Here is a 24,931-nt window from a genome sequence, read left to right on the forward strand (position 1 = left end):
TGCGGGCTCCTTGCGTGGCCGGTTCAGTTCGGCGGCGTAGCGGCCGAGGGTTTCGGTGTCGATGTCCGAGCAGGCGCCGACGTAGCTGTCGTCGTCGGTCGCCGCCTGCAGGCGACGCACCTGCAAGAGCCATGAATACCACAAGTTAAATATTGTTTATAGAGCGGAGTGAAACAACCTGCCGATGCCGACGGACGACGGGCATCGGCGGAAAGCAGCGCTACAGATCGCTGAGGCCTGATTTAAGCGCTTAAGCAGCCATGACCGGATGGATGAGAATGAGCGGCTCTGGAGCCAGGTCTTGCCTTTTGCCTTATTGAGTACGAGCAATGCTTATCTGAAATGAGCATGGCGGGACTTAGCGAACCAGGGATATCCCTGCCGAATCCCATAGCAGCGATTGATTGCAACTGGCCAACGCTCACCAAGCGTCCGAACCATTCGCGTGCCGCATCCACTCATCCAACGTGCCTGACACTTGTTCGCAAACGCTACCCAAATACTGCTTTATGATCAACCACGTCATGTATCTCAAACTATGAGTTTCAACGAATAACACACCTCTTCGAGGTTCTGAGGAAACAATGCTGGCAAGCACCGTTGCTCATCTCACCGGAAAATCCACCCCCTCGCTGACAGCAGCCCACGCTTCGAAATCCCGCGCTAATGCATCGACCTTGTGTCGCCCAGCCTCCAAGGCGAAATTTCCCAACAGCAAGTGCAACGGCGGCTCAGGCGCTTCGACTGCGGCAAGAATCGCCGAGGCGGCACGTGCCGGATCGCCTGGTTGCTTACCGCTGCCGCTGCGCAACTGAAGCCGGCGAGCGCCGGCGGTCGGGGCATAATCGTCGATCCATGTATCTGCCTCGCGCGCGGAACGCCCCGCCCAATCGGTGCGGAACCCGCTAGGTTCGACCAGCGTTACTTTCAGACCAAGCGGCATGACCTCGGCTGCCAGCGCTTCCGAAAACCCCTCCACCGCAAACTTCGTGGCGTTGTAATAGCCAACGGCCGGGCCGCCGCGCACACCGCCGATCGAAGACAGATTGACGATATGCCCGGCGCGTCTCCTGCGCATTCCGGACAGCACCGCACGCGTCATATTGGCCAGCCCCCAAAAATTGACTTCGAACATACGCCGCACATCGTTTTGATCGCTCTCTTCGATAGCGCCGAAATAGCCGACGCCGGCATTATTGACCAGCACATCGATGCGCCCAAAGTGTTCCTCAGCCACCGCTACGGCGGCGGCGATCTCATCCGGCCATGTCACATCGAGCTTCAATCTACAAATGCGCTCGGCCGCGTCGTTACCCAAATTTTCTATGTCCTTGAGATTACGAGACGTTGCCACGGCCCTATAGCCCCGATCGAGCACATGCCGCACGATTTCACGTCCGAATCCCGTCGAACACCCCGTGACGAACCAAACAGGTTCCTCTTCATCATTCATTTCTGTACCTCGTCTATGAAAGCCACCCTATAAATCAGAAAAAGCGATGCGACAGTTACGCGGCGGGCCGGTTCATAAACGGCACGAAAACCAGCAGCACACTCATGATGCAGACGCCAAAGAGGGTGGCCAGGCTGTCCGAAAGACTCAGATGCGCGTTGCCAAGCGCCATGCCGCTCGTCATGAGAATCGTCGCCAGACTTTGTATCAAGCCAAGCGTTGCCGATGACGCACCTTCTCTGCCGGGGAATCCCGCAATGAGCCGTGCTACACCGACCGTCAGCGTCACCCCGTTCCCCATGACCAGAACACAGAATGCCCCCAAAAAGATGGGCGTGAGATGCAGCCCTGGAACCCGACAGAAAATGACGACACCCGCAGCCCCTATCACGAACATTGACAGGCCTAGCCCAAGGAGACGTTCCGTCGAGAAACGGGTTCGCAGCTTTTTCCCCGCCGTGCTACCCAAAGCGAAGGAGGCCGCGACAGGCACGTAGAGGACGGAAATTAGCGTTGGCGTATAACCCATGCGGTCGAACACCAATGGAGATTGCGCGATGTACAGAAAGTAGGCGGCATAGACGGTAGACAGTGTCCATGCGCTGAAGAGAAAAAACGGCGAACCGAAAAAAGTCTTGTAGGACCTCAAAATGCGGCTGACCACCCCGATCTCAGGTGTCGGTCGGCAGGTTTCGGGCAACACCGCTGCCGTGACCAGGAATGCGCACGCCGATACCACACCTATGGCGATAAAGATGTTACGCCAGCCGAGATAGGCCAGAATGCCACCGCCAATGATCGGCATGATGGCTGGCGAGATCACGATCACTGGCGTGATTGTCGCGATCATGCGATAGGCGGCATCTTTGTCCAGAACGTCGAACGCGATGGCGCGCCAAAGCACGATGACCACCCCGGCACCCAAGCCTTGCACGAAGCGCCCGAGCACGACCGCGTGATAGGTGTCGGTCATGCCGCAAATCAACGATCCCAATACGCCCAAGGCAAGCGCCACAAGCAAGATGGGCTTGCGGCCGTAGTGATCCGACAGTGGCCCGCAAAACAGTTGCGCGCACGCGACCCCCGCGAAGTACGCCGGGAAGATCGCCTGAATGGCCGCATCCGAAACGTGCAGCGCTTGCGCCATGGTCGGCAGGGCCGGCAGAAAGATATCGACCGCCATCATGCCGAACAAGCTGATCAGCATGAGATACCCCGTCAATGCGGTTCGTTTCTCAGCGATCGAAATAGTATTTTGCACAGCGTCCGCACCCGATCATCCGGCCCATAAAACCGGAAAATACTCCGGATCCGTGTAGTCCGGATCGTCGTTGTCGAGCCGTGCGCACAGTTGTTCCGTATGATGTGCCGCCAAGTTACCTGACGGCAGCGGATAACGCCGGTATCGGTTCTCCTTGTCCTGGAAATGCAAAGAGATGGTCTGCCGCGGACGTTCCGAAACATTCGGAAAACTGCCGTGGTAAGTCAGGCTGTTGTGAAAACACACCTGTCCTTTGTTCAATCGAATCGGGACGGTCTTGATGTCCGCATTGTTGGCCTTCGCTTCAATCGCCAGCCGCTGCTCCAGGTCGTTCAGACCGCGCTGGGCGAAGTGCAAGGCCGTACTCTCGTCCGGCGTCGAGGTTTCATGCCACTGGTTGCTATCGTCGACCATCACGATAGTCCCATGCTCTTCGTAACAATCGTGCAGCGGAATGAATCCCGCCAACATGGCATCGGATGTGAACATTTGCCAGTAGTGGCGATCAATGTGCCATCCAATCGTCGTATTCCTGTCTCGCCCGGGTGCCTTATACCGCAGTACGTCGATAAAGAGGCGGGATTCCGAAGTTTCGGCCAATTTTGCTGCGATTGCGCCAACGAGCGGTTTCAGCAAAATCGCCCTCATGCTCAGGGATTCGTAAGTGATGTAGTTGTTTTGCCGAAGATCGGTTGCATCGCCTTCCCGCCAATACGTTGCACCTTTCGGAATGAACGGAATGCGGCGATCCCGGTGCCCACCATAATACCGACCCGCCTCTTCGAGGAGCGCGTCTATCTCTTGATCGGAAAATATTTTTTCTGAGACGAAGTAGCCATGCCGCTTATAGAAATGCACGTCTGCCTCGGTCGGCAACAGGGATTCTTCAGCAGCGTCGAGCATGAATTTCTCGTTTGTCGGCAACATTTTCAACACTCCCAAACCATATGTCCGGATGCGGCAGCCGTGTCCGGAAAACGGTTTTGTGCGGTTAATGACTGTCAACGAGTCGTACAGGCTCGAGCATAGGGATGACACGCCGGTCCCGTTTTGAACCAAATGCTCGTTTTTTATTCTAAATTGCGCATATCAACGAGTTTCACTGGAATTGCTTTCGGGCCATGACATGGCGGCATATCGGGAATTCCCGGCATGTGACGGATCCGTTTGCATCAGGAGGACACGAGGCCATGCGCGACTACGAGGCCCCATTGCTCGACAGGCATTCCTGCTCGCTCGGCAAAACGTCCCTGGAGATCGTTTCCCGACAAATCGGCTCGGAGAAAGCGACACTTCATTACCAATCGACGCAACACACGCTGTTCATGGAACTGACGGACGGACTGCTATACGAACGGCGAGTCAACGGGGCGACGACTACAGTGAACACGCGCCGAGGAATGGTCTCTTTCCGACCGGCAGGCACCGAAGTGACAGGCTGGTCACGGGGGCATGGCTCCATGCGGTACGCCGCATTATTCGTCGACCCCGAAGAAGCTACGGGGGCAGGGCTACCCTCACGCTGGCAGGCTCCGACGTGCATGGAAGACAAACGGGTATGGGTTGAAGCACAGGGACTCCTGCAGACATGCGAATCGCCCGATACGCCCGCCAGCCCCTTCACATCGCTTTATCTCGAAGGCCGTGTTTTAGCGCTATTGGCGGTTCTGGCGGATCGCTTCGGTTTGGACAGCCAGGAACGACGCGCCAAACGGACCGACCGGCGGCTCCAACGCGCATTGGCATTCATTCACGAGCGTGCCTCCGGAGGGTATGGTTTGCCTGAGTTGGCCGACGCCGCCCACATAAGCCAAGCGCAACTCGTTCGCTTGTTCAAGGACGCCCTGGGAACGACGCCAATGGCTTATGTAGCCTCCCAGCGGATGGACACCGCTCGACGCCTATTGACGGAGACGGATATTCCCATCTCCGAACTCGCCTCGCGGTTCGGCTACGCCGATCAAAGCCACTTCACACGGCAATTCAGGAAAGCTACCGGGACAACACCGGCTCGATTCCGAAAGACCGCCGGTTAGCAAATGAGGCGCAGACGGCATCATCCTGACATCGGGTTCCCCATAAGGGACTCTAGGGTCCGTTCGCACGGTGCGAACGGACCCTGGTTTCCAGTCCAAGCGAATGCCCGCCGGCAAATCAGCATCTAGCCCACGCTCGCCAGACGCCCGAACCGCTCCCCCGCCGCCTCGCGCACTTCCTCCACCGGATCGTCCAGCAAGCGGCGCAAGGCTTGGCGGCGCACCCGCGGTACGGCGGCCAGCCGTACGGTCCAGTCGTCATCCGCCAGCATCCGCGCCGCCGCTTCAGCAGGCAGGCGCGCCGCCACAGCCGCACGTACCTCGGCAGCCGGATCGTCGGCCAGTTGCAGCAACAGGGCTTCGGGCAGGCGCTGCGCGACCAGACTGCGTACCTGACGGTCGCGATCGTAGACGAGCGCCTGCAATTGAGCCGGAGGCAGGCGCCGGGCCAGCCAGGCGCGCACCAGATAGTCCGAGTCGTCCAGCAGCGCCGGCAGTTCGGCTTCGGGCAGGCGCGCGGCGACGGTGATGCGTACCTCGCGGTCGGGATCACGCATCAGTTTGTACAGCCGATTCGGGGCCAGGCGCGTGGCCACCGCACGGCGCACGGCCTCGTCGGGATCGCCGATCAACGCCTCGACGTCGTCATGCGGCAGGTAGCGCACGACGATGGCGCGCGTCTCCCAGAACGGATCGGCCACGTAGTCGGGCGCGAACTCCGGATTGCGGCGGAAGAAGCGGTCGATGCGCCGGCCGCTGTGCACGGCGACGCAGGCATCGTCCGGACGACAGCGCTCCGCCTGGCGCAGAACCGAGTGCCGACAGGCCTTGCAGTCCGCCTCAGCGTCCGGCGCGCCGCCCATACGCTATCCGGCAGTCTTTCACTCCTCGCCCCACGCGTCCGGCTCCACTTCCGCGAGCAGCAGCCCGGTCGCACCTCGAGGATCGCTGGTCAGACTCAGGCAATGCTCGCTGCCGTCGACCAGATAGATGCGCAGACCCGGCCGCTCGACGACCGGTTTCACCGGTTCGAGCACGTCGTCGTCTGAGCAGGCCGTGAAGTGCACCTCCGGATAGCCGGCGCGCAGGGCGAGCACGGTGTCCTCGTCGAGCACGCGGCCGTCGAGTTGATTGGCGATGTCGGAAGGCAGCGACGGATCGATCATCTCAGGCCTCCTCCGCCTCGGCCTCGAAGCGCACGCGCTGCTCGGGCGGCACACCCATGACCTTGGCCAGCCACGGCGGCGGGGCGTCGGCCATGATGCGCTGCAGTTCGCCCAGCACTTCGTCGGCGGAACCCGGTTCGCGCAGCTTAATCGGGTAGATGCCGTTTTTGATCACCTTCGCCGCGGCCGGGCCGCCGATGGAGGCCAGGTAGAGCACATGGCAATCGTCGATCAGTTCGGCGCGGTAGGCGTTCTTGTCGTCGACCTCGACGCCGTCGGGCACGGCGGTGCGGCGCACGTCGATCAGGCGCCGTTCGCCGGGCAGCACCTGATACACCAGGAAGCGGGTACAGGAGCCGAAATGTCCGTCCACCCGGTCGCCGCCGTTGGAGGCGCAGGCGACGCGCACCGAGCCGGGCATGTCGCCCTCGGCATAGGCTTCGAGCGGCGGCTGGGCGGGATCCTCCACCCCCTCGCCGCGCAGGCAGGCGGCGACGAGCTTGAGCGCCTCGACCGGCGTGGCGGCCAGCGCGGAAGAGGTCTTGAGGTCCTTGACCTTGAGTCCGTTCAGCGTGTCTTCGCTCAACGGCGCACCGAACTGTTCGAGCAGGACTTCGAGCAGGCCCTGCACGCCCAGCTCGGGCAGTTCGCGCGCGGCAAGGCCGATGCGCAGCGCGGCTTCGCGGGTCAGCATCGCGGGTTGGTTCATGGCGTCGCCCTCCGGGTTACAGGCGCTTGGCGCGCAGCGTGATGGGCAGATCCGGCGGCGCGGACATCGGCTCGAGGTAGTAGCGCGAACCGTCCTTCAGTTCGACCTCTCCGCCCCAGGCACCGGGACCCTCGAATTCCAGGGAGGCGATGGTTTCCTCCAGGTCCTTCTTGGCGACGTAGAACGACAGGTCGCCTTCGGAAGTGCGTCTGATCATGACGTTGGGCATGGGCAATCCTCTTCATTGCGGGACGTGAAGGCCGAGGCGCGCAAGCGCCTCGGCCCGGACTGCCGCCTCAGCGGATCAGGTCGTAGTTGTAGTCCGTGGTGCCCATGCCGCGGGTTTCCTCGTCGAGCCGTTCGAGCACGGCGTTGACCAGGGTCCTGAGCATGTACATCGCGCCCTCGTAGCCCAGCGTGGTGTCGCGGTGCATGTGATGGCGGTCGAAGATCGGGAAGCCGATGCGGATCAGCGGCACCTCGTACTCCTTGCCCTTGTGCAGCGTATCGCGCTGGATGAACTTGCCGTAGGAATTACCGATCATGAAATCGGGCTTGTCGGTAAACACCAGCGAGCGCAGGTGCCACAGATCCTTGCCCTGGTGCACGGTGGCGCCCTGCCCGTACGGCGACTCGGACAGCATCTTGTCCATCGCTTTCTTCCAGCGCTTGTTGGCATTGTGGCAGAGGATATGCGTCGGTTCGGCGCCCAGTTCCATGAGGAACTTGCTCATGCCCATGACGAAGTCCGGATCGCCCCACAGCGCGAAACGCTTGCCATGCAGCCAGGCATGGGAGTCGGTCATCATGTCGACCAGCCGACCGCGCTCCTTGGCCAGCGACTCCGGAATCGGCTTGCCGGTGACTTCGGCGACCTTCATCAGGAACTCGTCGGTCCACTCCAGGCCCATCGGAATATTCAACTTGGGCACATCATGGTTCCAGGTGTTCTGCACGAACTTCTTGGCCTTGTCTGACTGCCAGGGCTGCAGCAGCAGGGTGTCGAGCGCGTTGGGCGCATCCTTGACCTCGTCCTGAGTGGTACCGCCGGCATACATGCGGAACTGACCGTCGGCAGGCGTGTCGAGCACTTCCTCCGGGTCGGACAGCAGCGTATAGGGCACGTCCATCTCGGCCAGCATGCGCTTGATCACGCGGAAGTTGCCAAGGTAGGTCTCGAAGCCCGGAATGATGTTGATCTTGCCGTTGGAACCGACTTCCTTACCCTCCATGTAGTTGAGGGTGAAGTAACGCAGGATGCCTTCCTGCATGTTGTCCCAGCCGGTGGTGTGCGAACCGACGAAGCTCGGGGTGTGGGCGAAAGGCACCGGGTAGTCGTCCGGGATATGCCCTTCCTTCCGCGAATTGCCGATGAAGGCGTTGAGGTCGTCGCCGATGACCTCGGCCATGCAGGTGGTGGAGACCGCGATCATGTCGGGCTTATACAGCGCCTTGGCGTTCTCCAGACCGTCGAACATGTTCTTCTGGCCGCCGAACACCGCCGCGTCCTCGGTCATGGAATCGGACACGCAGGCTATCGGCTCCTTGAAGTGGCGGTTGAAGTAGGTACGGAAATAGGCCACGCAGCCCTGCGACCCGTGCACGTAAGGCAGGGTCTTTTCATAGCCCAGGGCGCAGAGCACCGCGCCCAGCGGCTGGCAGGCCTTGGCCGGATTCACGGTCAGGGCCTCGCGCTGGAAGTTGAGCTCCTGATACTCCGGGGTCGTGGTCCACTCGAAGACCTCCTGGATCTTCTCGGCGGGATGCATTTCCTCGAAGTTCGCGCGCTTGTTGCCCAGGCTTTCCTTGTATTCGTCGTTACGGAACAACGGATACGAAGGCTGGATGTTGTCGACGTTCTGACTCATCGTTGTCTCCTCGCCGCGCCACTCATGCGTGGACTACGGCAAAAATGAAAGATCGTTGCCGCGGATTGGGCGCCCGGGCGAACCCCGGGCGCAGACTCCGCTCAGGCGCTGGCCGCAAGCGCTTCGGTATCCGTCTCCTGCTCCGTCCACGGCGCCTTCATCTTTCCCCAGCAGGGATTGTTGAGGGTCATGTCCATGTCGCGGGCGAAAATGGCGAAGCCGTCGTAGCCGTGGTACGGGCCGGAGTAGTCCCAGGAGTGCATCTGGCGGAAGGGAATGCCCATCTTCTGGAAGATGTACTTCTCCTTGATGCCGGAGCCGATCAGGTCGGGTTTAACCCTCTTCACGAATTCCTCGAACTCGTAGCCGGTCACATCGTCGTAGAGCAGCGTGGCGTTGCCCATTTCCTTGAGGGTGCGGTCGTAGTCGTCGTTGTGGCCGAACTCGTAGCCCGTACCCACGACTTCCATGCCCAGATCCTCGTAGGCGCCGATGACGTGGCGCGGACGCAGGCCGCCGACGTAGAGCATCACGCGCTTGCCTTCCAGGCGCGGACGGTACTTGGCGATCACCGCCTCGTACTCGGCGCGGTAGCGCTCGATCACGCGCTCGGCGCCTTCCTTGATCGTGTCGTCGAAGTGCTCGGCGATGCGGCGCAGGCTCTCGGCGATCTTGGTCGGACCGAAGAAGTTGTACTCCACCCACGGAATTCCGTACTTCTCTTCCATGTGGCGCGAGATGTAGTTCATCGAGCGGTAGCAGTGCAGCAGGTTGAGCTTGACCTTGGGGGTCAGCTCCATTTCGGAGAGCGTGCCGTCTCCGGACCACTGCGCCACCACGCGCAGGCCCATCTCTTCGAGCAACGTGCGCGAGGACCAGGCGTCGCCGCCGATGTTGTAGTCGCCGATGATGGCCACGTCGTAGGGCGTGGTCTCGAAGCTGTCGTCATCGTCGCGGTTGTGCAGGACCCAGTCGCGGATCGAGTCGTTGGCGATGTGGTGGCCCAGCGACTGCGACACGCCGCGGAAGCCTTCGCAGCGCACCGGCACCACCGGCTTCTCGATTTCCTTGGAGGACTTCTTGGACACCGCCTCGATATCGTCGCCGATCAGACCGATCGGACATTCCGACTGCACCGAGATGCCCTTGCTCAGCGGGAACAGCGTCTCGATCTCCTCGATCATCTTGGCCAGCTTCTTGTCGCCGCCGAAGACGATATCTTTCTCCTGGAAATCGGAGGTGAAGTTCATGGTGCCGAAGGTGTTCACCCCCGTGGTGCCGACGTAGTAGTTGCGGCGCCCGGCACGCGAATACTGGCCGCAGCCCACTGGTCCGTGGGAAATGTGGATCATGTCCTTTACCGGACCCCACACCACACCCTTGGAACCGGCGTAGGCGCAGCCGCGGATCGTCATCGTGCCCGGCTGCGACTTGCGGTTGGAGGTGATGCACTTGCTGGATTTCTCCAGTTCCTGATCGTTCACCGCCAAATGCTTGGTGCGGTCCTTGCGGGCCTTCTCGGGATAGACCTCGAGCACCTCCTGGATGAGGGCCTCGGTCTCTTCTCGGTTCATCTCGGTCATCGTTGCAATCTCCATACGCCGCGCCCGCCGCCCATCCGCGGACGAACGCGCGAATCAGAAGCGCCGGCCCGGACACGGGCCGGCAACCGTAGCCGCCGCCTTAGGCAGTCGCCCCCGTGGTGGCTTCCTCGGCGGCGGTCTTGCCGACGATGCTCAGATCTTCCTCGTCCATGATGCCGAACTCGGTCAGCAGATCTTCGAGTTCGTCCATGGTGCAGGGCGTGGGGATGCAGAACTGGGTGTTCTCCACAATTTTCTTGGCCAGTGCTCGGTACTCGTCGGCCTGCTTGGCCGCAGGGTCGTATTCGATCACCGTCATGCGGCGGATCTCGGCGCGCTGCACGACATTGTCGCGCGGGATGAAGTGGATCATCCGCGTGCCCAGCTTGGCCGCCAGCGCCTCGATCAGCTCGTCCTCGCGGTCGGTGTTGCGCGAGTTGCAGATCAGGCCGGCCAGACGCACGCCGCCCGAATTGGCGTACTTCACGATGCCCTTGGAGATGTTGTTGGCCGCATACATGGCCATCATCTCGCCGGAGACCACCACATAGATCTCCTGAGCCTTGTTCTCGCGGATCGGCATGGCGAAACCGCCGCACACAACGTCGCCCAGCACGTCGTAGAACACGAAGTCGAGGTCTTCCTCGTAGGCGCCCTCTTCCTCCAGGAAGTTGATGGAGGTGATCACGCCGCGCCCGGCGCAGCCGACGCCCGGCTCGGGGCCTCCCGACTCGACGCACTTGATCTCGGCGAAACCGGCCTTGAGCACGTCCTCGAGTTCGAGGTCTTCCACGCTGCCGGCCTCGGCCGCCAACTCCATGATGGTATTCTGGGCCTTGGAGTGGAGGATGAGCCGGGTGGAGTCGGCTTTCGGATCGCACCCGACGATCATCACCTTCTTGCCCATCTCCGCCAGACCAGCCACCAGATTCTGAGTGGTAGTAGACTTGCCGATACCACCCTTGCCGTAGATAGCGCATTGACGCATAGCCATCGCTTTGTCTCCTTTGAGGAATTGACCGTAAAGTGCTTACGCCCCCTTCCCTGAGCAAGCGATGTGCCAACGCGAGAAATCAGAAACAACAAATTGATATTAATAGATTTATTTAAAAAACAACCAACCCAAAAGAAACGTAGCTGACGCGACACTAGCCCACATGGCATGTACGGATACCGACAATCCGGCCCCTGAGATCACGCTGCCCGAAGCGGCCCGCCTGCCGATCAACCACTGCAGCCTGCCGGCCGCCGTGCTGGGCGGGTTGGAATATCAACGGCATCCCGTCCCGCTACCGCTGGACGGCGTGGAAGAACTCCATGCGCAACTGTTCCGGCGCCTGCGCGAACACGATGCTACCAAGGAACGCGCGCGCCAGTTCACCGCCTACATGTCGGCCTGCTTTTCATTGGAACATCCCGAGGATGCGGGACTGTCCGGGCGCAAGCGCAAGCACGCCACCTACCTGCGCACCCTACGCGGCTGGAGCTTCGACCCCGACGGCCGTGAAGCCGCCGCGCTCAAAGGCTGGGTCGAATCCCGTTTTGGCTTGACTGCACGCCATCACGCCGCCGCGCTGCGCGGTGAAGAGGAAGACGCTTACCACTTCTATGCCCGCGCCCGCGCCGCCGGCCTCTACGGCACCAACGCGCTCGAAGCGCAGCTCGACCTGCTCTACGCCTACGCGCAATACGAACTGGCCTGTCGTCACCCCGGCAAAACCCACCTGCGGCTCTACCGCGGCGTCAGCCGCGTCGAGGAACACGAAATCCTCGAGCGCCGCGGCAAACGCCGCGCTGTACTCCTGCTCAACAACCTCAATTCCTTCACTGCCACGCGCGAGCGCGCCGATGAATTCGGCGACTACATCCTCAGCGCCGAGGTGCCGCTGGCTAAAATCGTGTTCGGCAGCGATCTGCTACCCGGCCGACTACAGGGCGAGGACGAGTACATGGTGATCGGGGGGCTGTACGAGGTGGAACTGGCGTGGTTCTGAGCGACAACACTTAATTTTCGTGGTTACCGTGGGTTTTCTTACGCTTCTGGAACTGTCAGTAGGCATATAGGAACAAATGGGGTAAAGGTAGCTGAAGATCGACGCCTACGTGGCTCCATATGGTTATTACACCGGACTTAACCAGTTGCCGCTTAGCAACACCAAATGACATGAACTCTTGATCTAAATTGTGGCGAACTGGGCTATAAGGTCCCTAAAGTTAAAATTTTTACGTTGGCAGAAATAGGGGAAAGCATTGCGACTGAATGCCAAATTCAGCTTAACGGTCGGCATGACGGCCCTTGCCACGGCTGCCGTCCTAGGGTCACTGATATACAGTCGCGTGCATGACGTCTTACAGGTCCGCGCGGTCAATGCACAGCTGACGGCCGCTCACCACATTCTCAGAGATATCAACACCACACTGTCTTCTGCACAGCGTGATCTACTTGTCATATCCGCTGACGAATTTCTTAAGACCTATGTGGAAAATCCTCATTATCGTACACCCGAAAACAAGGCCAAACTTAAACGAGAGCTTCAGGAACGTACGGAAATAACTGGGCCGTGGACCGGGCTGGAAATTTTCGATCTAAAACACCAAAGCCTATTTAGCATCGCCGTTTCCCACCCGTTGCCGGCATGGTTATTAAACAGCCCAGCGGCAAAAATCGCTTTCCGCACAGCACTGCAGGGCAAAACCTATGTTTCCAATGCACTCTACGCCCCCCGTAACTCAACGACCACACTGTTATTTTCCGCCCCTATCCATGAGGCGACAACGAATGGTCAGAAGGGCCCCGTAAAGGGCGTACTCCTAGCTCAATATCGTTGTTCAGCATTATCCAAGATCTTAAGCGCCGGCTTCCAAAACGGCCACGTCTACCTGTTTGATCAGACAGGCCAATTGGTGTCGGCTTACGCCTCAGGCATGCCTGACTCAGCAACGGACATCGAGCACCATACGACTTTCCAAAAAGCGCTCCTGAATTCCAGGACACACGTGGGCGTTCAGTTTGTCCAGCACGGTGCGCACTACATGCTGTCGACGCATGTTCAGGATGCGGCCAATGACAACCAACTGACTCGCGGCTGGGGCCTGGCGATCGAACAGTCGGAAGCGACTGTATTTGCTCCGGCACGCCAACTGGCCTTCCAGACTGTAGTCATCATCATCTTCGCGATGAGCTTATTGGCAGGGGTACTGATCCTTTTCGGCTACCGATTGACTGTACCGCTCAGGCGGTTTGTCCATATAACAAAGCGGATCGGCCAAGGACATTTCAAGAACCGACTCAATTGGACGGGTAACGACGAAGTCGCGGAACTCGCCTCGAGCTTCAAGACCATGGCCGAACAACTGGAAGCGCGACAATCCGAGCTTCTGGCTGCCAAGAACCGTATTCAAGGAATTGTCGATACTGTTCCGGGCCTTCTCTATGTCGCGGACCCTGGCAACTTCAGAACTATCTATGTCAGTCCGGCGGTAGAGACTCTCCTGGGCGTCAGCGCTTCGGAGTACATCGAAGATTCTGAGCTATGGGAAAAGATGCTCTTGGCGGAGGACCGTGAACAGACGTTCACGGAACTCGATAGAGCCAAACGGTGTAAAGCGGACTTCGTACTCACCTACCGCATGCGGCGTCACGACGGTAAATCCACCCTTTGGATCGAGGATAGAGGAAGTTGGGAGAAAGATTCTTCCGGAAATATCGTTGCGTTGCATGGCGTGATGACCGATATCACCGACCGGAAGAAACACGAGGCGGATCTGATACGCACCGGTCGTGCGCTCGATGCTCTGCATCGGCTGGACGTGCTTCTTACCCGCGCCGCCACTGAAAACGAATTGACGCAAGGTGTATGCGACGTCATGACGGACGAGCAGATCTACCAATTCGCATGGGTCGGGTTGCTTGATGGTGAGGAATCGGCACCACTCACCATCATCAGCCGGGCTGACGCCGACCCCGTGCTCGACGCACAGATACGGGCTGCCAATATAACCGTCAGCAACAATTGCCTGCCCTGCCGTGTGATGAGGGACAAGCAACCGCACCTGATACAGAACCTGAAACAGAACCCCAGTCCGGATGATCTGTCACTTCAGGCCTTTTCGCTCGACTATGCCGCGTTGATTTCTCTACCACTGACCAACGAGGGGAGCATCATCGGTTCGCTTAATCTCTACAGCAAGAATGCCAACGTATTCGACCAGGAGGAATTAACGCTTCTGAAGGAAATCGCCAACAACCTTGCCTATGGCATCGCAGCCATCAGACTTCAGGTGCGTCACGCACAGGCACAGGATGAACTCGCATACCGCGCCCTTCACGATGCACTTACGGATTTGCCCAACCGAGCCAATCTTACAAATCTGCTGCAACTGGCGATTACCCACGCCGAACGCTCTAATGCCGTTTTTGCGGTACTGTTCGTCGACCTCGATGATTTCAAGCTGGTAAACGACACTCTGGGGCATCATGCCGGCGACGACATGCTACGCCAAGTCGGCGAGCGCATTGGTTCCTGCGTACGTAGCGGCGATGTCGTGGCCCGTCAGGGCGGCGACGAATTCATCGTGTTGATGACCGACACATCCACGCTTTCCGGCGATCCGGACACCTCTCAGGTCACCCGCCTTCTCAACCCCGCAAGACAGGCTCAGCGTTTGATTGAGCGTCTCAGAGAGCCTTTTGTCATCGAGGGACAAATAATCTATAGCGGCGCCAGCATCGGAATCGCCGTCTGGCCGCACGACACGCCTGATGCCGATGCCCTGCTCCGGTACGCCGACATCGCGATGTACCGGGCAAAGGAACTCGGAAAGGGACGATACGCCTTTTATTCCGAAGAACTGACCGAACGTCAGAACGCTCGCGTGTCCATGGTGAGTCGCATGCATGCGGCGCTTGAGAGAAACGAGTTTCGCCTTCACTACCAACCGATCATTGAGCTGTCCACGGGCGCCTGCAAAGGTGTTGAAGCCCTGCTCCGTTGGCAAGACGGTGATGGGAACGTCATACCTCCAGGCGATTTCCTGCCCATTGCCGAGGATATGGGGCTGATCGTCCCCATAGGCCGATGGGTCCTGGAAGAGGCGTGCCGACAAATCAACGTATGGTCAGAAGAAGGGCTGGAGCTTCTCGTGGCCATCAACGTCTCCGCCCGCCAGCTTTGGCACGAAGATGTGGCAGAGGTCATCATGGCGACCCTGGCAAACGCGGGAGTGAGCCATAGCGCCATTGAACTGGAGATCACCGAGACCGCTTTAAGCCACGATCCCCAGCACATGGAAGCGGCGTTGCAGCGCTTTGCCGAAGCCGGATTAAAGATATCGCTGGATGATTTCGGAACAGGCTACTCGTCCTTGAGCCGCCTAAAACAACTCCCGATAGATACGCTGAAAATCGACAAGTCGTTCGTCGACGGCATCCCTCATGACGGCAACAGTACGGCGATTGTCGTTGCTACGATGCAATTGGCGCACAATCTTGGGATGCGTTCTCTCGCTGAAGGAATAGAAACCGAAGACCAGGCGGATTGGCTACGCCAGCGAGGATGCCAGTATGGTCAAGGGTATTATTTCAGTCGGCCAATACCGGCCGCCGATGTCTCAACGTTCATTGCACGTAGCAACAATTTATCAGAGGAGTGATGACGAAGTGTTGGGAGATGCCTTCCATAGGGTTCGACAACCTCAACGTCCCCGCGAGCGCGCCGAGAAATTCGGTGGCTACTCCTCAGCTCCGAGGTGGGACTCGCGTGGTTCTGATGGACAAGGGCTCGGTCTACCCGGCACTTCGGCTGGGCCATCCCGGCCGAAAGAACGGCACCGCGACGGCTGAGGAAATCGACTTCTCCTCTTTTGGCGGCACTGTCGCATAGAAACACGCGGCAGTGTGCCCGCCCGGATTCGCGCTTCGACGCCACGATCCCGACGCAAATTCAGCTAGCAGGCTGTTGAAATTCGCTCAGGCGAGTGCGAAAGAAGGAAGAATCGGGCGAAAAATCCTTCTGGAAAGGATTTTCGCGGCAGCCGCGTAGCGGGCAGGCATAAGGACATGCCTGCCAAAAAGCGCAGTTTACAGAGTGTAAATGAGCACAAGAGCCCGATTCTGACGCGCTATCGCGCCGCATGAGTAGAATTTCAACAGCCTACTAGGCCTGCAGCCGCATCGTCGACTCTGTCGGCGATAGGTTCTAGTCACCCCAAAAACCATTCACAATGAATGGTAACATGCAGTTCATATTGCACTACCCGTGGAACTTAACCATGGATTCGGGCGCGTTTGGGCTGATGCCGTCATGACTGCCGACCAGTGGCTCACATACTGTCTTGCGGTTTTCGCAGGCGGGATCATCCCCGGCCCCATCATGCTGCTCGCCATGACCGCAGGGGCGAAACGCGGCGTGGTCAGCGCGCTTCCCGCCGCCATGGGCAACGTCCTCGCCTCGGTCGTGCAGGTACTGGTCTCCATCGCGCTGATCAGCGCGATCGCCCAAAGCATCGACGCCGTATTCAGGTTCATGATGGCCGCAGGGGGGCTCTATCTCATCTACCTCGGCCTGAACCTGTACAGATCCAATCCCTTCAAACTGGCTAACACAAACATCTCCCCGTCCGGGAACTATTCGAAGGACTTTCTCGACGTCTTCCTGATCACCTTTCTCAACCCGAAGGCGATCATGTTTTTCGTGGCCTTGTTCCCCCAGGTGATTCCGCGAGGCAGCTACTCCCCTACCCTCGTACTCGCGATGACCGCGGCATTCGCGATCATCGCGCTGCTGTGTTTCGTCATCTATGCGATTTTCGGCAAGACCATCAGAAGACTAGCCGGCAACGGCGTGTTCGCGGATATCGTGAACACCGCTCTTTCCGCGATCTTTGCCGGCATCGGGATTCTGGCCCTCGTCAACGCCGTTCGCGGTGTCTATTGATCGAGCGGCTATCGGCTGAACCGGTCCCCCAGCACCGACGCGGAGAGGCCTGCTCTCTCCGCGTCTATGTCTGTAGTCAGGCGTACGCGAAGCGATGATCGGCGTCGCCTCGATTCTTCCGGCTGCGCCAGCCGAACCAGCCCAGCATGGCCAGACCCAGGATCATGATGCCCAGATCGTTCGGCTCGGGCACGTCGCCACTGCCGGAAGCCTGAACGGCCCTCAGTTCGACCGCCCCCTGAGCATCGTTGTACGACAGGGTCAGGTTCAAATTCTGTCCGCCCAGGAAGTAATTCAGTTCGCCGCCGGTCATGGAGAACCGGCCCTGCCGGCTGAACGCCCCATTGGTCCCGAGACTGCCCAGATACACGTTGGAGAAACCGCCCGTCAGGCTGTTCGCACTGAAGTTCAGCAGGTCGAAGATCTGACCCGCGCTCAAGTTGAACCCGCTCACCAGCGCGATGTTGAGCACGCCGTCCAGGCCGAGCGCACCATTGACGCTGATCGTGCTGTACGAACCCGAGCCCTGAAGCAGCGCCTGAACGATGCCGTCCGTGCCCTGCGTCAATGCCCCGTCGATGGTCAGATTACCCGGCTGGGTCGCACCTCCGCCCTGGATAACGCCGTCGTTCACCGCGACCGGCCCGGCAACCGTCCCATGCCCGCGCAGGGCGCCGCCGCCGGTCACGGTAACGCCGCCCGCCAGGCCGGCGCCCTGATGCGTGGCGTCGCCCACCTCCAGCACTCCGCCGTTGACCGAAGTGGCCCCGGTGTAGGTGTTGGCGCCGTTCAGCACGACGCGACCCGCGCCGACGCTGGCGGCGGAGAAATTGCTGATCCTTCCGCCGTAGACGAAGGTCTTGCCGGCGCCCGGGGCGATGTTCAGGCTGCTGCTGCCGGTACCACCGCTGATGTCGCCGTTGATCCGCGCCGAGCCGCCCAGAATGTTCAGGCGGCTGTCGCCGCTGCCCAGATCGACCGCCTTGCCGCTGCCGTTGGCGGTGATCGTGCCGTAGTCGTTGACGGTGGCCGCGTTGCCGCCGGTATAGACCGTCGCCGCGCTGCCGCCACCCTCGATGAGGCCGCCGGCCAGATTGTCGATCGTCACGGTGTGGCCGTTGGCCGCGCCGGTCACGGCGATACCCGCGTCGCTGTCACCCTTGATCAAGCCGCTGTTGGTGACGGTCGTGTCGGCATAGATGCCCTGGGGAGGATTGTAGGGAGCGTCCGTATTCGGATTCTTGTCGATCCCCGCCAGCGTGATGCCGCGCCCGGTACCCGTGTTCACGCTACCGTCGGCGTTGGTCGCGGAATTGACGCCCTCGATGGTGCCGGAATTGACGATCGTGCCACCGCCGACCGTGACGCCCTCGCTGGTGTCGTTATAGGCGTGCAGCGACTTGATCGTACCGGTATTGGTGAGATTCACCAGGCCGTCGACGTCCACCGCGTCGCCGTCGCGGGTCACGCCGTTGCCGGTGATCGTGCCGTGATTGACGATGGTCACCACCTCATTGCCGTTGAAGCCGTCGATGTTGATCCCCGACCCGTTGTCGCCCTGAATCGTGCCGCCCAGATTGTTGGTCACGTTCATGGTGTAGCTGCCGGCGGTCGTGGTGTCGGTATTGCCGCCGGTGATGCCGTGGCGCGCACCTTCGATCGTCCCCGTACCGGCCACACCGGCGCCGCCATTGGCAGCGTTCACGATGGTCGCGCCGCTGTTGCTCTGCGCGTCGACGCCGTCGCTCGACGAATCCGTCGCGGTCACCGACTTGATAAGGCCATCGTTGTTGATCACACCGTTGACGCCGGGACGCACGGCATCCGCCTCGCTGGCCTTGATCACGCCGCTGGCATAGTTGTTCAGGATATTCAGGCCGGTCCCGATATGATTGAAATCGATCGCCTGGGCGCCGCCGTCCGAGACGTTCAGGGAATCGAGCGTGCCGTAGTTGTCGAACAGAACGCTGTCGCTGGACTTGTGCATCTGGATGACGTCGGCATCGTGCGTCCGAATCACTGCTCCCGCCTGATTGGTGACCGTCAGATTCAGTCCGCCCGAGTTGGCCCGAATGGCGCGGCCGTCGCCGGACTGCTCGATCGTTCCGGCGTTATCGATCGTCGAACTACCCTTGATATCGACCGCAACCTTGTCTCCGGAAACGGAGAGCGTGCCGCCGGATTTCACCGTCCCCGTATCGCCATCCTTCAGCTTTTGTGCGGAGTGCAGCGTATCGCCGCTGTCCACCGTGAAGGACCCGGCCGTCGCCTGGCTCACGTCGACCAGGGCCAAACTGCCGATCACCAAAATCACTCCGGTTCTTATTTTCATGGACGCTCCCCTGGGTGTTGAAAACCAAATCAAGGGATACTGAAGGCGTCATGTGACCTTGTGATTAACGGGCTATTACACTGCCTGTCGAATTCGCTCCATCGGAATTCGATGTGCACGAGACATGGCGACGCATGTGTCCACGGACACTGAGAGGAATTGAACTACCGGGATGAACACAAAGTACCCGGTCGGACGAGGGCTAAGCAAGCGGGTACCCGCAGAGGCACACGCACCGGTCTTGCCGGCATCAGTGTTTTGCTTCGGATTTGGCGGGACCCTGAGCCTGCTCCAGCGGCTCCAGGCCCCATTCGTACCAGTCGTCGCCGAACAACTCCGCCGGATGCTGCACGCGGTCCGTGCCGTTCCCGCAGGCGAGGTCATCGGCCGGGCAGTACTTGTCACAGCCCCAGCAGATACGCTCCGGGTGACTGGGATTCAAGGGAAATTTTTTCGCCACGGGACGCTGCCTCCATCGTTGCGGCCGGATAATCGTCGCTGGATATTCTCGGTGAATATCCGCTCTCCTACCTTGATTGGAATCAAACCAAGTGCAGGCAAAACTCCAAACGCTTGTGCCAATCACAACAAAAAATCATCAAAAACAAATTAACTTATTGATTTTAAATACCCTAACAACTGGCTCGATTTCTGCTTGAACACAGGAACCGACATCCAGACATACGGGATTGGACGCATGCACGACTCACTCCTGCACGACCTGATCGACGGCATTCGTGCCGGCGACATCGCCCCCTACCTCGGCGCGGGCGCATTGCGCGGCGTAACCGACACCGCCAGCGGCGAGGCAATTCCGGCCCAGAGCGAAGAGCTGATCCTGGCACTCAACAACGGCCAGCCCATGGCGCCGCGGCTGATGTACGAATTCCCGCGCGCCGCCATGCACGTCGAACTCAAGCGCGGACGCAGCACGGTCAACCGCTTCCTCACCGAGACCTACGCCAACCGCAGCTGGACGCGCAGCGCGCTGCACGCGGCGCTGGCCGAACTGCAGGCCCCCTACGTCATCGACATCAACCGCGACACCCAACTGCAGGAACTCTACGCCGACCGCCCACATCTGCTGATCCACGGCATCGCACGCATCGGCGGCACCGACTTCCGCTACAAGCTCTACCGCTACGACGGCAGCGCCTACGCGGAAATCACCACCGAAGAGGCCGACCCGGCTCTGCCCGTGCTGTTCAAACCCATGGGCTCGCCGACCCCGGAACCGAGCTTCATCGCCTCGGACGCCGATTACGTGGACTACATCACCGAGCTGATGGGCGGCTTCGCCGTGCCCGCTTTTCTGAAGCGCCGCCGCAAAGGTCTGCGCTATCTGTTCGTCGGCCTGCGCATGCTGCGCGATACCGAGCGCATGGTGCTGAGCGACCTGATCTACGCCAACGCCGGCGAACCGGCCGGCTGGGCCTTGATCCCCGAGCCTACGGCGAAGGAGGAACGCTTCTGCGCCCGCCAAGGCATCGAGATCGTCGAGGCGGATACGGACGACCTGCTGGCCGCGATCGAGGAAACCGCGCTGGCGCCCGCCTGAAGCGCCGGCGCCTCAAACACCGCTGACGGCAATCAGCGCGCGCGCCTGTCGTTCGCAGGCCGCGCGCGTCTCGCCGTCCAGCGCACGCACCCAGCGATAGGGAATCGCCTTGGCGCCGTCGCGCGCGCCGGCAAGCATGCCGGCGATGGCGCCGGTGGTGTCGGCATCGCCGCCGCGGTTGACCACATCGACCAGACAGGCCTCGAAGCCGTCGGTATCGAACAAGGCCTGGAACACCGCCTGCATCGTCTCGACGATATAGGCGCTGGGATTTTCGCGCGGCTGGCGCCTGCGGAATTCGAACTCCGGATGGCAGTCGACGAGTTCTCGCGCCAGACCGTGCAGTTCGACGACGATACACGGCGAGCTGCCCAAAGCGCACTGCACCATGCGTACGACGCATTCGCAGGCCGCGTCCGACAGCGGATTGTTGTGCGTAATATGCGCTTGCGCGCGCACCGCGGCACCGACTTCGCCGTCTGACCGCCCCAGGGTGGCCAGCGCCACCGGCAGGCAGCGCATGCAGGCGCCGTTGCCGGCATCATGTTCGCTCGGCGGCGCCTCGGTTTCGCCGGTACGACGAAAGTGCAGCAGGCCGCGGCGCACGGTGTTGCCGATGTCCACCGGCTTGGCGCGCATCCAGGCGTCGAAGGCCCGCGCCGCCGCCTCTGCATCCACCCGGCCGCAGGCGATCACCGCTTCGCCCAGAGCCAGACTCATGGTGGTATCGTCGGTCACCTGCCCGCGCCGCAGCTTCAGCCAGCCGCCGCCGCGCATGCGAGCGTGCACGCCGAAGGTGGCGCGGATCTCGCGCGGGGTCATGAACTCGACGGTGGCGCCCAAGGCATCGCCCACCGCCAGCCCGAGGTAGGCACCGCGGGCCCGATCGAGCAGATCCGCATCGGCGGCTACGGTCACCCTATTCTTCGGGTCCGAAGCACTCGGCATAGTCGACGCACACCTCGCAGGACGGCGCGCGGCAGACATACACGCCCTCGGCCTGGCAAAGCTGCTTGTACAAAAAGCGCTTCCACTTCATGTCGTGCACGTTGCGCTGCGCCAGGGCGGGAAAGTTGTCGTTCATCAGGCGCCCGAGATCGGACCTCGACCACAGCCCCAGGTCCTGCCACAGGTGATCGCCGGCCATGCAGGCGGCAGCCACGATCCCCGACAGCCAAAGCTCGGAAGGCTCGAGCCCCGCGCGATGCGCGCCGAGCAGCGCGACCAGATCGGCGCGTTCCGGCTCGCGCTCGCGTTCCGCTTCCGCATCGGAATCCATGATCCGACTCGGTTCGGCGCCCGGGAAATGCGTTACTAGCAGCGCGTGGAACGCCTCCCGTGCAAGCCCCAGCCGCGCCGGCAGCGCACCTATGCCGACTTCCCAGGAGGCCAGCATCTTCGCCAGCAGGTCGTCGTTGCGACGCCGGTAGGCGTGCGTCATCCAGTAGTCGTAGCGCGTCCTGCAGACCGCGTCTGCCCCGCTCTCGGCCAGCGCACCGGCGGACATGGCCTCACGCTCCCAACAGTGCCGGCGCCGCGGCATGCACCGCACGACCGTGCACGGCCGGCAGCATCGCCGCCTCTTCGCGCCAGACGCGCCAGGCGGCAAGCACCGCGCTTCGGCGCTCGCCGGCCCCCAGCGGACGCACCGCCACGCCGGCCCGCTCAAGCCGTCCGCGCAGCGCGGCAACGGTCTCGGCGCCCAGCACCAGGTCGCAATCCTCCAGCCGCCGCGCCAGGATGTCGGACGCGTCGCCGCCGACCGGCGCGCGCTCGCGGCCGATCAGCTCCAATCCGCGGCGCGAGCAGCCGTAGAGCGTGAAATCCGCACCCTCGGCCACCGCCACCACGGCAACCGCCGGATCGTGCGCCGGCATGCCGGTGGCCCGCAGTCCCCAGGCGGTCGAGCCGAATACGTTCGTCATAGGATGTCCCTCCCCTGTGCGGAAATCCGCGCCGTCGACAGCAGCGCGCCATGGCGCGCCCACACGCGCGGCGGCACGCGCTCGAACCCCAGCCGCAGCCGCGCTTCGGCGCAGCGGCGATGATCCGCGCAGCGCATACGCCAGCCACGGCCGGCGCGCGCCCATACGCGCCGCCACCGCTCGACTTGCGCGCCCTGCCCCTGAAAACCGGCGTTCAACCCGACATCGATGTTCATCGTTCACCTCGCCTACACGTTTCGAATAGCGTTCAGCGCGCCCGGATCTCGGCCTGGGCCGCCTGCATCAGCTCCGGCGGGATGCCGGTGAGCGATCCAGGCGGATTCATCGCCTCGCCGGCGGCGTTCACGATCGCCCCTTCGATGGGGCAGATGCTCGCGCACTGCGGCTCGGCGTAGCTGCCTTCGCACTCGGTGCACTTGCGGTCGTTGATGACGAAGTGCCGCGGTGCGGCGGCGATCGCCTCGCTCGGACACACCGGCTGGCAGGCCCAGCAGTTGACGCAGGAATCGAGAATCTTCAAAGCCATGCGCTTGCCCTCCTCAGGCCACGACCTGCTGTTCGTCCGGCGCCGCGAGCGCGCCGCTGCGCCACATTTCGCGGTAGACTGCGGCCACGGCGTCCTCGATCGGCTCCATCGCGTGCTCGCCGTTGGGCTGGATGCCGGCAGCTTCCAGCCGATCCCAGGGCTCGTAGCCGATCTTGGAACAGAGCACCGCCTCGCAGCCTTCCAGCGCGGCGATGGTCCGGGCGAGCACCGACTCGCCGTCGCCGCAGGTATCGCCGCCGGCACAGTAGTTGTCGGTCTTGCGGTGGCCGATGAAGCGCACGCCGCTAGGCGAGGCCTCGTACACCAGAAACTCGCGGGCATGGCCGAAATGCTGGTTGATCACGCCGCCGCCCTGACTGGCCACCGCCATAAGCACGGGCCGCGCATCGACCGCCATCTCAGCCGCCTTCGCGACGGCCGGGCCCAGCTGTACCAACGGCGCGGCAGATTCTTTCGGCTGGTTCAGCTCGGCCTCGATGGAACGATGCACCTCGGCGCGGCGCTCCATGGCCGCGGCGTAGTCGATGTCCATCGCCTCGATCTTGTCCAGGGTGAACTCCTCGCCGCGGTCCTCGCCCAGCAGACCGACCGCGTCGGCGCGGCACTGCCGGCAGTGGCGCATCATGTTCATGTCGCCGGAGCAGGCGTCCTGCAGCGCCTGCAGCTCGTCGGGGCGCGGTCCGCGCTGGCCCATCAGGCCGTAGAAGGTGCCGTGTTCGGCTTCGCTGATCAGCGGCATGACGTTGTGCAGGAAAGCGCCCTTGGCCTTGACCGTCCGGCTCACCTCCTCGAGGTGTTCGTCGTTGACGCCGGGGATCATCACCGAGTTGACCTTCACCAGAATGCCCCGCTCGGCCAGCATCTCCAGCCCCTTCTGCTGCTGCTCGATCAGGATCGCGGCGGCCTCCCGACCCTTGATGCGGCGGTTCTGCCAGAAGATCCAGGGATAGATCTTGGCGCCTACGTCGGGATCGACACAGTTGATGGTGATGGTGACGTGATCGATATTGTGGCGCGCCAGCTCGTCCACGCTCTCGGGCAACGCCAGGCCGTTGGTCGATACGCACAGCTTGATGTCCGGCGCCTGCTCACTGAGCGCGCGGAAGGTGGCGAAGGTCCGCTCGGGGTTGGCCAGCGGATCGCCGGGGCCCGCGATGCCGAGCACGGTCATCTGCGGAATGTTCGCCGCCACCGCCAGCGTCTTCTTTACAGCCTGCTCGGGGGTAAGCAGCTCGGACACCACGCCTGGGCGCGACTCGTTGCTGCAGTCGTATTTGCGGTTGCAGTAGTGGCACTGGATGTTGCAGGCCGGCGCGACCGCGACGTGCATGCGGGCGTAGTAATGATGCGCCTGTTCCGAATAGCAGGGATGGTTGTGGACCTTCTCGCGGATATGATCGGGCAGATGCGCCAGTTGATCATCGCTGCTGCCGCAGCCACTTGCCGAGCAACCCTTTTGCGGCGGCGCCTCCGCTTCGGTCGGACCGAGCACCTTCAGTTCCATCCGTCTGCCCTCGCGCTTTGAAGTGTCGTTGCG

The 24,931-nt window shown here is 61.4% G+C and carries 23 protein-coding genes; 5 read left to right on the forward strand and 18 right to left on the reverse strand.

Features of this window, described 5'->3' with window-relative positions; genetic code table 11:
- Nucleotides 1-604 precede the first annotated feature (604 nt).
- Genes P8014_RS15705 through P8014_RS15715 form a run of 3 tightly spaced genes read right to left on the reverse strand, consistent with a single transcriptional unit; the run spans nucleotide 605 to nucleotide 3,617 of the window.
- A complete protein-coding gene (locus tag P8014_RS15705) occupies nucleotides 605-1,453 on the reverse strand; it encodes an oxidoreductase (RefSeq protein WP_337818276.1) in 849 nt (282 codons plus the stop codon).
- A 55-nt stretch (nucleotides 1,454-1,508) separates the two neighbouring features.
- On the reverse strand, nucleotides 1,509-2,714 hold the full coding sequence (locus P8014_RS15710) for a Bcr/CflA family efflux MFS transporter (RefSeq protein WP_337818277.1): 1,206 nt from the start codon (nucleotides 2,712-2,714) through the stop codon (nucleotides 1,509-1,511).
- Nucleotides 2,715-2,729: 15 nt separating this feature from the next.
- Complete coding sequence (locus P8014_RS15715) at nucleotides 2,730-3,617, reverse strand: phytanoyl-CoA dioxygenase family protein (protein ID WP_337818278.1); 888 nt, start codon at nucleotides 3,615-3,617, stop codon at nucleotides 2,730-2,732.
- A gap of 287 nt (nucleotides 3,618-3,904) precedes the next feature.
- Here P8014_RS15715 and P8014_RS15720 point away from each other — a divergent pair, with 287 nt between their 5' ends.
- Entirely contained in the window at nucleotides 3,905-4,750 is an 846-nt protein-coding gene (locus P8014_RS15720) for an AraC family transcriptional regulator (protein ID WP_337818279.1), read from the forward strand.
- 125 nt (nucleotides 4,751-4,875) lie between these two features.
- Here P8014_RS15720 and P8014_RS15725 read toward each other — a convergent pair whose 3' ends face one another.
- The 7 genes from P8014_RS15725 to nifH form a co-directional block, all read right to left on the reverse strand.
- Nucleotides 4,876-5,613 (reverse strand): 4Fe4S-binding leucine-rich repeat protein, encoded by a 738-nt coding sequence (locus P8014_RS15725; protein ID WP_337818280.1) that lies wholly within the window; start codon nucleotides 5,611-5,613, stop codon nucleotides 4,876-4,878.
- 18 nt (nucleotides 5,614-5,631) lie between these two features.
- Complete coding sequence (locus P8014_RS15730) at nucleotides 5,632-5,916, reverse strand: DUF6129 family protein (protein ID WP_337818281.1); 285 nt, start codon at nucleotides 5,914-5,916, stop codon at nucleotides 5,632-5,634.
- Between the two features lies 1 nt (nucleotide 5,917).
- Nucleotides 5,918-6,625 carry a dinitrogenase iron-molybdenum cofactor biosynthesis protein gene (locus P8014_RS15735; RefSeq protein ID WP_337818282.1) on the reverse strand — a complete coding sequence of 236 codons (708 nt, stop codon included), beginning with the start codon at nucleotides 6,623-6,625 and terminating at the stop codon, nucleotides 5,918-5,920.
- A gap of 16 nt (nucleotides 6,626-6,641) precedes the next feature.
- Nucleotides 6,642-6,854: a putative nitrogen fixation protein NifT gene (gene nifT, locus P8014_RS15740; protein ID WP_337818283.1), complete on the reverse strand. Its 213-nt coding sequence runs from the start codon at nucleotides 6,852-6,854 to the stop codon at nucleotides 6,642-6,644.
- A 67-nt stretch (nucleotides 6,855-6,921) separates the two neighbouring features.
- Nucleotides 6,922-8,493, reverse strand: coding sequence for a nitrogenase molybdenum-iron protein subunit beta (gene nifK, locus P8014_RS15745; RefSeq protein WP_337818284.1), 1,572 nt, complete (start codon nucleotides 8,491-8,493; stop codon nucleotides 6,922-6,924).
- A gap of 101 nt (nucleotides 8,494-8,594) precedes the next feature.
- Complete coding sequence (gene nifD, locus P8014_RS15750; protein WP_337818285.1) at nucleotides 8,595-10,076, reverse strand: nitrogenase molybdenum-iron protein alpha chain; 1,482 nt, start codon at nucleotides 10,074-10,076, stop codon at nucleotides 8,595-8,597.
- A 100-nt stretch (nucleotides 10,077-10,176) separates the two neighbouring features.
- Nucleotides 10,177-11,070, reverse strand: coding sequence for a nitrogenase iron protein (gene nifH / locus P8014_RS15755; RefSeq protein ID WP_337818286.1), 894 nt, complete (start codon nucleotides 11,068-11,070; stop codon nucleotides 10,177-10,179).
- Nucleotides 11,071-11,233: 163 nt separating this feature from the next.
- On the opposite strand from nifH, the gene P8014_RS15760 reads away from it, so the two are divergent.
- From P8014_RS15760 to P8014_RS15770, 3 genes are all read left to right on the forward strand, one after another.
- Entirely contained in the window at nucleotides 11,234-12,070 is an 837-nt protein-coding gene (locus P8014_RS15760; RefSeq protein WP_337818287.1) for an NAD(+)--dinitrogen-reductase ADP-D-ribosyltransferase, read from the forward strand.
- A 256-nt stretch (nucleotides 12,071-12,326) separates the two neighbouring features.
- On the forward strand, nucleotides 12,327-15,728 hold the full coding sequence (locus P8014_RS15765; protein ID WP_337818288.1) for an EAL domain-containing protein: 3,402 nt from the start codon (nucleotides 12,327-12,329) through the stop codon (nucleotides 15,726-15,728).
- Nucleotides 15,729-16,378: 650 nt separating this feature from the next.
- Nucleotides 16,379-17,011 (forward strand): LysE family translocator, encoded by a 633-nt coding sequence (locus P8014_RS15770; RefSeq protein WP_337818289.1) that lies wholly within the window; start codon nucleotides 16,379-16,381, stop codon nucleotides 17,009-17,011.
- Between the two features lie 76 nt (nucleotides 17,012-17,087).
- Here P8014_RS15770 and P8014_RS15775 read toward each other — a convergent pair whose 3' ends face one another.
- Together P8014_RS15775 and P8014_RS15780 are read right to left on the reverse strand one after the other, a co-directional pair.
- Nucleotides 17,088-19,343, reverse strand: a complete 2,256-nt coding sequence (locus P8014_RS15775; protein ID WP_337818290.1) for an autotransporter-associated beta strand repeat-containing protein — start codon at nucleotides 19,341-19,343, stop codon at nucleotides 17,088-17,090.
- Between the two features lie 250 nt (nucleotides 19,344-19,593).
- The gene (locus P8014_RS15780) at nucleotides 19,594-19,803 is read right to left on the reverse strand and encodes a DUF3079 domain-containing protein (protein WP_337818291.1); all 210 of its coding nucleotides are present in this window, start codon (nucleotides 19,801-19,803) and stop codon (nucleotides 19,594-19,596) included.
- A 237-nt stretch (nucleotides 19,804-20,040) separates the two neighbouring features.
- Here P8014_RS15780 and P8014_RS15785 point away from each other — a divergent pair, with 237 nt between their 5' ends.
- Nucleotides 20,041-20,901: an SIR2 family protein gene (locus tag P8014_RS15785; protein WP_337818292.1), complete on the forward strand. Its 861-nt coding sequence runs from the start codon at nucleotides 20,041-20,043 to the stop codon at nucleotides 20,899-20,901.
- Nucleotides 20,902-20,913: 12 nt separating this feature from the next.
- On the opposite strand, the gene draG is transcribed toward P8014_RS15785, so the two are convergent.
- Genes draG through nifB form a run of 6 tightly spaced genes read right to left on the reverse strand, consistent with a single transcriptional unit; the run spans nucleotide 20,914 to nucleotide 24,898 of the window.
- Nucleotides 20,914-21,819: an ADP-ribosyl-[dinitrogen reductase] hydrolase gene (gene draG / locus P8014_RS15790; RefSeq protein WP_337818293.1), complete on the reverse strand. Its 906-nt coding sequence runs from the start codon at nucleotides 21,817-21,819 to the stop codon at nucleotides 20,914-20,916.
- Nucleotide 21,820: 1 nt separating this feature from the next.
- Entirely contained in the window at nucleotides 21,821-22,408 is a 588-nt protein-coding gene (locus P8014_RS15795) for a nitrogen fixation protein NifQ (protein WP_337818294.1), read from the reverse strand.
- Between the two features lie 4 nt (nucleotides 22,409-22,412).
- Nucleotides 22,413-22,826, reverse strand: a complete 414-nt coding sequence (locus P8014_RS15800) for a hypothetical protein (protein WP_337818295.1) — start codon at nucleotides 22,824-22,826, stop codon at nucleotides 22,413-22,415.
- The gene (locus P8014_RS15805; RefSeq protein ID WP_337818296.1) at nucleotides 22,823-23,062 is read right to left on the reverse strand and encodes a hypothetical protein; all 240 of its coding nucleotides are present in this window, start codon (nucleotides 23,060-23,062) and stop codon (nucleotides 22,823-22,825) included. The genes P8014_RS15800 and P8014_RS15805 overlap by 4 nt, the downstream gene beginning before the upstream one ends.
- Nucleotides 23,063-23,094: 32 nt before the next feature.
- Nucleotides 23,095-23,373, reverse strand: coding sequence for a 4Fe-4S dicluster domain-containing protein (locus P8014_RS15810; protein ID WP_337818297.1), 279 nt, complete (start codon nucleotides 23,371-23,373; stop codon nucleotides 23,095-23,097).
- A 13-nt stretch (nucleotides 23,374-23,386) separates the two neighbouring features.
- Complete coding sequence (gene nifB / locus P8014_RS15815) at nucleotides 23,387-24,898, reverse strand: nitrogenase cofactor biosynthesis protein NifB (protein WP_337818298.1); 1,512 nt, start codon at nucleotides 24,896-24,898, stop codon at nucleotides 23,387-23,389.
- Between the last annotated feature and the right edge of the window lie 33 nt (nucleotides 24,899-24,931).

It is taken from the genome of Acidihalobacter sp. (genome assembly GCF_037381185.1).
GTDB lineage: Bacteria > Pseudomonadota > Gammaproteobacteria > DSM-5130 > Acidihalobacteraceae > Acidihalobacter_A.

Bases quoted from the DNA above. Each gene is read 5' to 3' on its own strand.
- P8014_RS15775 (WP_337818290.1), bottom strand. From the start codon at position 19,343: ATGAAAATAAGAACCGGAGTGATTTTGGTGATCGGCAGTTTGGCCCTG.
- P8014_RS15760 (WP_337818287.1), top strand. From the start codon at position 11,234: ATGGCATGTACGGATACCGACAATCCGGCCCCTGAGATCACGCTGCCC.
- P8014_RS15800 (WP_337818295.1), bottom strand. From the start codon at position 22,826: ATGACGAACGTATTCGGCTCGACCGCCTGGGGACTGCGGGCCACCGGC.
- P8014_RS15715 (WP_337818278.1), bottom strand. From the start codon at position 3,617: ATGCTCGACGCTGCTGAAGAATCCCTGTTGCCGACCGAGGCAGACGTG.
- P8014_RS15730 (WP_337818281.1), bottom strand. From the start codon at position 5,916: ATGATCGATCCGTCGCTGCCTTCCGACATCGCCAATCAACTCGACGGC.
- P8014_RS15770 (WP_337818289.1), top strand. From the start codon at position 16,379: ATGACTGCCGACCAGTGGCTCACATACTGTCTTGCGGTTTTCGCAGGC.
- P8014_RS15720 (WP_337818279.1), top strand. From the start codon at position 3,905: ATGCGCGACTACGAGGCCCCATTGCTCGACAGGCATTCCTGCTCGCTC.
- nifB (WP_337818298.1), bottom strand. From the start codon at position 24,898: ATGGAACTGAAGGTGCTCGGTCCGACCGAAGCGGAGGCGCCGCCGCAA.
- P8014_RS15785 (WP_337818292.1), top strand. From the start codon at position 20,041: ATGCACGACTCACTCCTGCACGACCTGATCGACGGCATTCGTGCCGGC.
- P8014_RS15805 (WP_337818296.1), bottom strand. From the start codon at position 23,062: ATGAACATCGATGTCGGGTTGAACGCCGGTTTTCAGGGGCAGGGCGCG.
- P8014_RS15705 (WP_337818276.1), bottom strand. From the start codon at position 1,453: ATGAATGATGAAGAGGAACCTGTTTGGTTCGTCACGGGGTGTTCGACG.
- P8014_RS15810 (WP_337818297.1), bottom strand. From the start codon at position 23,373: ATGGCTTTGAAGATTCTCGATTCCTGCGTCAACTGCTGGGCCTGCCAG.
- nifT (WP_337818283.1), bottom strand. From the start codon at position 6,854: ATGCCCAACGTCATGATCAGACGCACTTCCGAAGGCGACCTGTCGTTC.
- nifK (WP_337818284.1), bottom strand. From the start codon at position 8,493: ATGAGTCAGAACGTCGACAACATCCAGCCTTCGTATCCGTTGTTCCGT.
- P8014_RS15735 (WP_337818282.1), bottom strand. From the start codon at position 6,625: ATGAACCAACCCGCGATGCTGACCCGCGAAGCCGCGCTGCGCATCGGC.
- P8014_RS15725 (WP_337818280.1), bottom strand. From the start codon at position 5,613: ATGGGCGGCGCGCCGGACGCTGAGGCGGACTGCAAGGCCTGTCGGCAC.
- nifD (WP_337818285.1), bottom strand. From the start codon at position 10,076: ATGACCGAGATGAACCGAGAAGAGACCGAGGCCCTCATCCAGGAGGTG.
- P8014_RS15795 (WP_337818294.1), bottom strand. From the start codon at position 22,408: ATGTCCGCCGGTGCGCTGGCCGAGAGCGGGGCAGACGCGGTCTGCAGG.
- nifH (WP_337818286.1), bottom strand. From the start codon at position 11,070: ATGGCTATGCGTCAATGCGCTATCTACGGCAAGGGTGGTATCGGCAAG.